At 40.9% G+C, this 11,428-nt stretch carries 2 protein-coding genes; both read left to right on the forward strand.

The window, feature by feature from the left end; genetic code table 11:
- On the forward strand, window positions 1-813 hold an 813-nt coding region (locus H5S10_RS02855), incomplete at its 5' end, for a Rib/alpha-like domain-containing protein (protein WP_182588641.1).
- Between the two features lie 683 nt (window positions 814-1,496).
- On the forward strand, window positions 1,497-11,428 hold a 9,932-nt coding region (locus tag H5S10_RS02860; RefSeq protein WP_182588642.1), incomplete at its 3' end, for a mucin-binding protein.

Here is an 11,428-nt window from a genome sequence, read left to right on the forward strand (position 1 = left end):
GTTCATGTTACAAAGCCAAGCACGGCAAGTGATGCGGATAAGTACGCGCCAGAAGGTCAAACAATCAATACGAAGACTGGTGTAGTCCCAGATCCAGCTGACGGGATCAAGAACAAGGGCGAGTTACCAGCCGGTACAAAGTACACGTGGAAGGATACGCCAGATGTAAGTACCGAAGGAAATAAGCCGGCAACAGTTGTGGTAACATACCCAGACGGGTCCAGGGACGAAGTGCCAGTCACAGTTCATGTTGCAAAGCCAAGCACGGCAAGTGATACGGATAAATACACGCCAGAAACACAACCGATTACTACTCCGGAAGGTAAAGTTCCAGATCCGGCAGATGGTATTAAGAACAAGGCAGAGCTTCCTGTTGGCACCAAGTACACCTGGACAAATTCAGACCAAGTAGGTCAAGATGTCAAGAAACCTGGTTCGCATTCTGAAACAATTACTATTATTTACCCGGATGGTTCACGAGATACAGTAACTGTTACTGTTCATGTAAGTACTGTAACCCCTGATAATGGTGGAAACACGAACTCTGGTAATGGTGCAATTGATCATCCAAACGGTGCTGAAATTAATAATGGAACTGTGACGAAGACTAATGACGGTTCAGTAATCGAAAATGTAACTGGTCAATCACAAAATAGTGCAACTAACAGTAATAGCCAGCAATCAGCGAAGACATTGCCGCAAACTGGTAATGATTCGTCTAAGTTCAGTGCATTAGCTGGCTTGAGCCTTGCTGCTTTCACAAGTCTCTTCGGTTCTGTGGGTCATGCTAAAAAACGCAAAGCTGATAAATAATTAAGATAATATCATTCCCCCTGAAAGACATAACTTAATTAAAAGCGCTGAACTAGTGAAATGCGGATGCTCATCGAAAGTGGTGAGTATCCGCTTTTTTGTGTTCGGCATAGGTGTTGCTTGACTAGCAGGGAGAAATTGCTGTGTAAATGAAGCCCATCCAGACAGTGATGCGGGCAATTGAGGATTAAACTAATTATCTCTTTCTCACTTTTTGCTAAACACCCGATAAATATTGATTGGAAATGAACAATCATTAAGTTAAGTGGTTGATTAATTGTGGATAAGATAAACACAAAATAATGCGAATCAAATAGAAGAACTGTATTAAGAAAATAATTATTGTGTTTCTTGTATAATTGGGGAAGAGGGCGGTTATCGATGCTCTTTATTGGTGATAAGTAAAACGAGGAGATAAGCCGAAATAAGAATGACGTTTTTTTCATATGTTGTAAATTTTTTTAATAAAAAACACTATTTTTTTCAAAGTAAAGAATCTTGATATAATAGGCAGTTATCACCCTTTAATTCAAAAAAAGCTGAAAGCTGAAAGAAAATAGTTTAAAAATAAGGTTGCCTTTTTTCTTAGAAACTATATATTAGTAAATGTAAACAAGTTATGTGCACTGTTAATTTGTATAATTAGTTTGTCAATAAAGCCTAATAAGGGGGACACATAAATTATGTTATCGCATAATAACTGGGAAGAACAAATTAAAAAATATGAACCCAAAAAGCAACGTTTCACCATTAAGAAGCTATCTGTTGGTGTAGCGTCTGTTTTGCTTGGTATGACATTTGCTGCAGGAACTGCCTCAGCAGATAGTACGACTGCAAATGCTGATTCTGATTCTGGGAGCGATTCAGCAGAACAAACAGATCACAATCTTACATTAAATTCAGCAAGTACTTCTACTTTGAAGTCCGCTACTGCTGAAAATCAAAATAATAACGCATCTGCTGCCGTTCAAAATCCAGCAGGTGACATTAAGGCACAGGCTGCTAATGATTACGAAGCTGCTGTCAGCGCTGCTGTTGCTGATGCTTCAAGCAATGTTGATAGTGCAGCTGCTCAAAATAGTGCTTCATCTGCACAACAAAACAGTGCATCAGCTGTTCAAAACTCATCAACTGCTAGTTCAAACGTACAAGCAAGTACCGCAAGCGCTGTTGCCACACAATCATTTACAGTTAGTTCATCTGCTGTAAACAATGACTTAAACTACGCAAGCGTTCTCACAAGCTTGGTTCAAACAGCAAATAACAATAGTGCAGCTGCCCAATCAGCTGTCTCTAGTTCAACAACAAATGATGAATATAGTACTTACAAGACTGTTACTGACTGGAACGGCCTCCAGAATGCTGTCTTAAGCGGTGCTCAAGGTGTAAATATTAAGGGTAATATTACCCCTGGATTTTTGGGCACTTTACTAGGTAATGGTTTAACTATTAATGGTAATTTTACTATCCACGGTATTGACGGGGCTGTCTTAAACCTTGGTCAAAGCAAAATTGTTAATAACGGCCAGTTAACGCTTGCTGATGTTACTGTAAATGGTTCGGTTACTGGTAATGGTACTGTTAATATTAAGGGTAACGTTACGTCTAATGTGGATGCGTTTAATTCAACAACATTAACTAGTGCTGAGCTAACACAACAAATTGGTAGTAATCATCCTGGCGCTACAGTCGATAACTGGAAGGCTGCCAACATTACAGCTTCAAATGTTAATGTTGAACAAGGTGCTACATTAAATATTAATCGTTCGATTACTGGTGATGGTATTAATGAACCAGACGGTGGTAAGATTAATGTCGGTATTAATGCTAATTTGAATATTAATTTAAAGGATGCGCAAACTGCTTCTCGTGCTAATGAAGAAAGCTCAAGCATTGATAATGCTAACGCAGGTGTTCGCATTCTTGATAATGGAACATTTACATCGGGTGATAGCGCAACAATTAATATTCATGCTGGTCACGGACGTGCAGTTGTAATTAACGAACCGTTTGGTGGAACAAGCGCCGTAGCAAATAATTCTAGCTTAGAAGGCTGGGAAAATGGTCGAACAGGTGATAAGTCTGCTGAAGCCGCTAAGCACAAAAATACAATGACGCTTGGTGATAGTACTACGATGAATATTACTGGGCGTGGCGGAATTGTGTTAGGCTATACCGCAACCTTTACTACTGGTGACCACAGTATTATCCATATTGATAATCAGGGTAATGGTGAAGGATTATTGCTTGATGCCAACAGTGTAGTTGAAGTCTCGCCACATTCACAGTTAATTATGACTTCTGATGGTAAGAATGCATCTGGTTATTACGGTGGAGGTAACTACATCGGAATGGGACAAAATGCTAAATTCCGAGTAGAACACGATGCTACATTCCGTTATAAGTTGACTAATGCTGCTAATAATGAAAAACGTCCATATGCTGACAACTTTAATATTATTTCTCAAGCATCAAATACTCACCCTGAAGTTTATGTCGGTCCTAATGCAACATTTGACGGGCAAAGTGATTACGATGATTACTACGGTGAAATTTTTGCTTACTCATTGACTTCTGGTGCTAATACTTCAACTGTCTTCCAAATTGATGGTGCTAAGTATGTTAACTGGGAAAAGAATTCGCAAGTTATCGGTCATAGTGGTGCGGGTAACCTTTATTATTCAATGGGGCCTGGATTAATTGATGCAACTGGTCAAAAGTATTATGTCTTTAAGTGGAACAACAAGAACTTGAACGATAATAACTATACTTTTGATGATTCTACTTCTGATAGTATTGCTCAATCAATTAAGAATTTTGAAAATAGTTCAGATAAATACTGGACTGATATTGAACACTTAGCAACTAAGTACAGTAAATCTGGAAATACCGCTGAGTGGCCAGGACACGTAGTTAGTGGAAACGATATTACTGCTGGTTCAGGTTATAATCCAGTAGATAAAAAGACTGGTACGCCAATTGGTAACTATAATAGCGGTGATGGCGATAATGGAAATACTACTGGTTTTGATCCACTTAACTCACAACGTTTGGTATTAGTTGCATCTATTATTCCGACGCAAGAAGATGATACAAAACAAGAAGTTCAAGATTACAATGTTAAGATTGTATATGATGAAAACCTTCAACCTGGTCAAGTTAAACTTGTTCAAAAGGGTGTTAATGGATTAAAGCGGACAACTACAACTACTTACTACAATGTTGACCCATCAACTGGTGAAAAAACTCTTGATACTTCAAAGGGGCAGAATGGTGTATCAACTACCACAACTATTCTTAATGAAGAACAAGATGAAATTATCCACATTGGTAAGCAAACTGCTATTATTAATTACCTTAAGCAAGATGGTAACAATACTGCAACGCCAATTACAAATAATGGTCAAGCAATTGTTGGTACTGTAACTGGTAATCCAGTGAAGATTGATGCACAAGGTAATGTTGAATTTAATGCTGCTGGTAACGCTACTGCTAACACCATTGATTACACTACCTATGAATCTGATCTTGCAACTGCTAAAAATAATGCTCAAGGATATAAGTACAATGAGACTAATGATCAATGGGCACAAGCAGTTAAAGAAGGAACTAACAAGTACAACGTTTCTGGCTTGACCAAAGCAGCTATTCAAGAAGCGGCTGAAAAGGCTGGTTTGAATAATGCAGTGACTATTGCGCAAGAAGGCCCAGTATTCAACGTTGTTTTGAAGAAAGCTATTGAAAAGGGATCAGTAAAGGTTGTTTACCACGATGACACTACTAACACTGATATTCCTAATACTGAATACAATACTGGTTCAGTAGATGCTGGAACTAAGGTTGATTACAACACTTCAACTACTATTCAAGGTCTTGAAAAACAAGGCTATGTATATGTAAGTACTGATGGTACAATCCCAGCTGAAATTGAAGGTAATAAGGACGTAACTGTTACTGTTCATATGAAACATGGTGTACAGCCAGTAACTCCAGATACACCAGATAAGCATGGTGTAGATCCAAATGAGTTGACTAAGAATGTTAAGGAAACAGTTCATTATGTTGGTGCCGGAGATAAGACTCCAGCTGACCAAGTTCAAAACTCTAAGTGGACCCGGACAGTTACAGTTGATGCCGTAACTAACGAAATTATTCCTGGTGGTCAATACACCACTGACTGGGAAATTCCGGATGGTCAAAAAACTACTTATGATCAAGTAAATACACCAGTTGTTAACGGTTACTACGCTGACCAAGCTAATGTTCCAGAAACTGCCGTAACCCAAAATGACATTGAAAAGACGGTTACTTATAAGCCTGTTGGTAGTGTTGTTCCAGTTGATCCAAACGGAAACCCAATTCCAGGTGTACCATCTACACCATTCCCTAACGATCCAACTGACCCAACTAAGACTACTCCAGGTACAAAACCAACTGTTCCAGGCTACCACCCAGAAACTGGTAAGCCAGGTGATCCAGTTGACCCAGTTCCAGGTAACCCAGGCGAAGATGTCAAGGTTCCTTACGTTAAGGATGCTCAAGATCAAACAGTTACTGTTAAGTATATTGATGACACTACTGGTGAAGGTCATACTGACTTAAGTTCGTACGACAAGTCAATCACTGCAAAGCCAGGTGAAGGACTTAACTACAGTACTGCAGGCTCAATTGCCGAACTTGAAAATAAGGGTTACAAGCTTGTGAGTGACAACTTTAATGTAACTACAATGCCTCAAAATGGCGGTAGTTATGAAGTACACTTCATTCATAACACCACAACAATTACTCCAGACAAGCCAGGTACTCCAGGTGAACCAATTAATCCTAACGATCCAGACGGTCCTAAGTGGCCAAATGGTACGGATGATAAGTCTTTAACTAAGGATGGCTCTCAAACAGTTCACTATGTTTACGCTGATGGTACAAAGGCTGCTGATGACAATGTACAAAATACTACATTTGCTCACACCTTAGTATTCGATAACGTAACTGGTAAGCAAATTGAGGATAAGGGTTGGGCTCCTGAAAGTCATACTTTCAACAACGTAACGTCACCAGAGATTGATGGTTACCACGCTGATAAGAAGATTGTTGACGGTGCTACTGTAACTATTGATAACCCAACTAGTGAAACAACTGTAACTTATACCAAGAATGATCAAGTAATTCGTGATCAACGAGAAGTAAAGGCATCACAAAAAGTTAAGTATGTTGATGATCAGGGGATTGAATTAAAACCAACCAAGACGCAAGACTTTACTTATAACTACACTGGTGACACTTATGATAAGGAAACTGGTGACCTTGTTTCACGTGGTACTTGGAATCAAGACAGCAATGACTTTACTGCTGAGGTTGTCCCAGTAATTGATGGCTATGTAGCAGTATCCGGTTACACTAACGAAGGTGGTAAGTACGTTGCGGGTGGCTTCACTACTACTCATGACGAGAGTGATGCCCAACGCAACCGAGTATTTACTGTTGTTTACAAGAAGGTTGGTAAGATTGTTCCGGTTGATCCAGATCATAACCCAATCCCAGACGCACCAACACCTACTTACACAAATGATCCAACCGATCCAACAAAGGTAACGCCAAACGAACCTGTTCCCGATGTTCCTGGTTACACACCAGAAACCCCAACTGTTACGCCAGGTGTACCTACTGAAGATACTCCGGTTATTTACAACCCAGTAACTCCAGCCAAGGATCAAAAGGCTCTTGTAAATTACGTTGATGCAGATGAAGGTAACAAGGTAATTACTACTTCTGGTGACTTGAGTGGTAAGGCTGGCGACAAGATTGATTACAGCACAGCTACAACTATTCAAGACCTTGAAAATAAGGGTTACGTTCTTGTAAATGATGGCTTCCCAGCTGGTGCAACTTACGATAACGATGATGGTACTGTTCAAACCTACACAGTTGTATTACGTCATGGTACTCAACCAGTAACACCAACTAACCCAGGTAAGCCAGGTGAACCAATCAACCCTAACGATCCAGACGGTCCTAAGTACCCACAAGGTTCTGACCAAGTAACAAAGAACGTTACGCGGACAATCCAATACGTGGACGAAAATGGTAACAAGGTCAGTGATTCTGTAGAACAACCAGTTAACTTTACTGCTCAGGGTGTCCTTGACAAGGTAACAGGTGAATGGACAACTCCATTAACTTGGAGTATTGATCAAACTGTTTCTGCGGTTAAATCACCAGTTATTGATGGCTTCCACTTGGTAAGCGTTGATCGTGATGCTACTGGTAATGATGTTAAGGGTGTAACGCTAACTCATGATGATAATAGTTACACTGTTACTGTTAAGTACGCTAAGAATGGTAAGATTGTGCCAGTTGATCCAACTGGTAAGCCAATTCCAGACGTACCACAACCACAATACCCAACCGATCCAACCGATCCATCGAAGGTAACACCGGACGAACCAGTACCAACAATTCCTGGTTACACACCAGAAGTACCAACCGTAACTCCTGATAAGCCAGGCGAGGATACACCAGTTGTTTACACGCCAGTAGATAACACTCAAAATGCTCAAGTTCGTTATATTGACTTAACTAACGATGAAGAACTGGCTAACTCTGGTAACTTAACTGGACAGCCCGGTGACAAGATTAACTACAGTACTGCTGATGAAATTAAGAGTCTTGAAGATAAGGGATATGTTCTTGTAAATGACGGCTTCCCAACAGATGCAGCCTTTGATAATGACAAGGATCATGATCAAGTCTTTACTGTTACTTTCCGTCATGGAACTCAGCCAGTTAACCCTAATGAACCAGGTAAGCCAGGTGAACCAATCAACCCTAACGATCCAGACGGTCCTAAGTACCCACAAGGTTCTGACCAAGTAACAAAGAATGTTACGCGGACAATCCAATACGTGGATGAAAATGGTAACAAGGTCAGTGATCCAGTTGAACAAACTGTTAACTTTACTGCTCAGGGTGTCCTTGACAAGGTGACAGGTGAATGGACAACTCCATTGACTTGGAGTAATGATCAAACTGTTTCTGTAGTTAAATCACCACTTATCGATGGTTACCACTTAGTAAGCGTTGATCGTGATGCCGCTGGTAATGATGTTGAGGGTGTAACACTTACTCATGAAAATGATAGTTATACGGTAACGGTTACGTACGCTAAGAATGGTAAGATTATTCCGGTTGACCCAACTGGTAAGCCAATTCCAGACGTACCACAACCACAATACCCAACCGATCCAACCGATCCATCAAAGGTAACACCTGATGAACCAGTACCGTCAATTCCTGGTTACACACCAGAAGTACCAACCGTAACTCCTGATAAGCCAGGCGAGGATACACCGGTTGTTTACCACCAAAATGTTCAAGCTACAGTAAACTATGTTGATGATGTTACAGGTCAAACTCTTAAGACTGATACATTAAATGGTGTTGAAGGTAATAAGAGTGATTACTCAACTAAGAGTTCAATCGCCAGTTACGAAAACCAAGGCTACAAGTTAGTAAGCGATGATTTCCCAGCTGATGGTTACACATTTGCTACTGGTGAACATGTCTTCAATGTTCACTTGACTCACAGTACTTCCCCAGTAAATCCTGATCATCCAGGTGCAGGATACAGTGCAACTGACTTAAAGAAAACTGTTACCCGGACTATCAACTACCTTGATGGACAAGGTAATACGGTTGCAAATTCGGTAAGCCAATCATTTGACTTTATCGCCAACGGTACTGTTGATAACGTAACTCACAAGTTGGTTACTGTCGAAAATGGTAAGATCATTGGTGACGGTCAATTGACTTGGAACGCTACGAGTCATGACTTTGATGCTGTTGACTCACCAGCTGTTAATGGTATGCATGTCGCAAACGTGACTCCAGCTGATCAAAAGGATGGCGATAACGTTGCTAAGATTACTGTCAATAACCAGAGCGGTAACATTCTTGTAAATGTTTACTATGCTCCAAATGGTACCCACCAAGATGGCGCTAAGACTATTCCATCAACACAAACTGTTACATTTGTTGATGAAGATGGTAATGAACTTCATGCTCCAGCTGTTAGCGACTTCACCTTCAGCCGGACTCCAGATATTACTGATGCTGAAGGTAAGACTACTGAAGGGTCATGGAATGCTACTAGCCATACTTACGGTACAGTTAATGTTCCAGTAATCCCTGGTTATGTTGCCGAAGTTACAACTGCTGGTGGTAAGACTGCTACAATCGATAATCCTAACGTTACTGATAAGGTTGTGTACAAGAAGGTTGGTAAGATTATCCCAGTTGACCCAACTGGTAAGCCAATTCCAGATGCACCAACGCCAAATTACCCTAACGATCCAACTGATCCAACCAAGGTAACACCAGGTGAACCAGTTCCAAGTATTCCTGGTTACACTCCAGATACTCCAACTGTAACTCCAGAAGTACCTACTACTGATACCCCAGTTGTTTACCGTCAAAATGTTCAAGCCACTGTAACTTACATTGATGATGTAACTGGCTCAACTCTTAAGACTGATTCGTTGAACGGTCTTGAAGGTAAGGCAAGTGACTACTCAACTAAGGGTTCAATTGCTAACTACGAAAGCCAAGGTTACGAATTGGTAAGCGACGACTTCCCAGCTGATGGATACACATTCTCCACTACTGGTACTCATAGCTTTACTGTTCACTTAACTCATGGTACTGAACCAGTTAACCCAGAACATCCAGGTGCTGGGTACGACAAGACTGATTTACAAAAGGAAGTTACCCGGACAGTTCACTTTGTTAATACACAAAACGGTAACCAAGTAGCTGATCCAGTTTCTGAAACTGTTAACTTCACTGCTAATGGAACTGTTGATAAGGTAACTGGTAAGTTAGTAACGATTGAAAATGGTAAGATTACTGGCCCAGGTCAATTAACTTGGACACCAGCTCAAGATGTGAAGGCTGTTGAATCACCAGCTATTAATGGTATGCACGTAACTTACGTAAGTCGTGATGCAGATGGTACTAACGTTAAGGGCGTATCACTTACTCACAATGACTCAAGTTACGATGTATACGTAAACTACGCACCAAACGGTACTACTACTGAAAATGGCCAAAACATTCCAGCCTCACAAACAATTAAGTTTGTTGATGAAAATGGTAATACGCTTCGTGAAAACAATGTTCAAACCAGTGAATTCACTCGAACACCAGATGTAATTGATTCTGTAACTGGTAAGACAATCACTGAAGGTTCATGGAACGAAACTAGCCACAAGTTCGGAACGATTAATGTTCCAGTAATCGATGGCTACGTTGCTGAAGTTACAACTGCTGGTGGATTGACAGCAACTACTGATAATCCAAATGTTGTAACAGAAGTTGTTTACAAGAAGGTTGGTAAGATTGTGCCAGTTGACCCAACTGGTAAGCCAATTCCAGACGTACCAACGCCAAGTTACCCTAACGATCCAACAGATCCAACTAAGGTAACACCGGACGAACCAGTACCAACAATTCCTGGTTACATTCCAGAAACGCCAACAGTAACTCCAGAAGTACCAACTAAGGATACGCCAGTTGTTTACAACCCAGTTGACAATACTCAAAACGCTCAAGTTCGTTACATTGACTTGACTAACAATGAAGAACTGGCTAACTCTGGTAACTTAAGTGGTCAACCTGGTGACAAGATTAACTACAGTACTGCTGACACAATTAAGAGCCTTACTGACAAGGGTTATGTTCTTGTCAATGATGGCTTCCCAGCAGATGCAGCCTTTGATAATGACAAGGGTCACGATCAAGTCTTCACTGTTACATTCCGCCATGGTACACAACCAGTTAACCCTAATGAACCAGGAAAGCCAGGTGAACCAATCAACCCTAACGATCCAGACGGTCCTAAGTACCCACAAGGTTCTGACCAAGTAACAAAGAATGTTACGCGGACTGTTCAATATGTTGATGCAGATGGCAACAAGATCAGTGAACCAGTTGAACAAACTGTTAACTTTACTGCTCAAGGGGTTCTTGATAAGGTAACCGGTCAATGGACAACTCCATTGACTTGGAGTAGTAGTCAATCTGTTACAGGTGTGAAGACACCGGTTGTCGAAGGTTACCACGTGGTTAATGTTGATCGTGATGGTGATGGTGTCAACGTTAAGGGTGTAACACTTACTCACGAAAACGACAATTACACGGTTACTGTAAGTTATGCTAAGAATGGTAAGATTGTGCCAGTTGACCCAACTGGTAAGCCAATTCCAGACGTACCACAACCACAATACCCAACTGATCCAACCGATCCATCAACGGTAACACCAAATGAACCGGTACCAACAATTCCTGGCTTTGTCCCTGAAGTACCAACGGTAACACCAACTGACCCTGGTAAGGACACACCAGTCCACTATACTCCAGTTATTAATGATCAAACTGCAGTTGTTAACTATGTTGACCAAGATAACAATAATGCACAGATCGCAACTTCAGGTAACTTAACTGGTAAGCCAGGTAGCGCCATTGATTACAGTACAGCTGATCAAATCAAGGAACTTGAGAACCAAGGCTATGTTCTTGTCAGTGATGGTTTCCCAGCTGGGGCGGTATTTGATAATGATGA

It is taken from the genome of Limosilactobacillus balticus, from assembly GCF_014145615.1.
In the GTDB taxonomy this organism is placed as follows: Bacteria; Bacillota; Bacilli; order Lactobacillales; family Lactobacillaceae; genus Limosilactobacillus; species Limosilactobacillus balticus.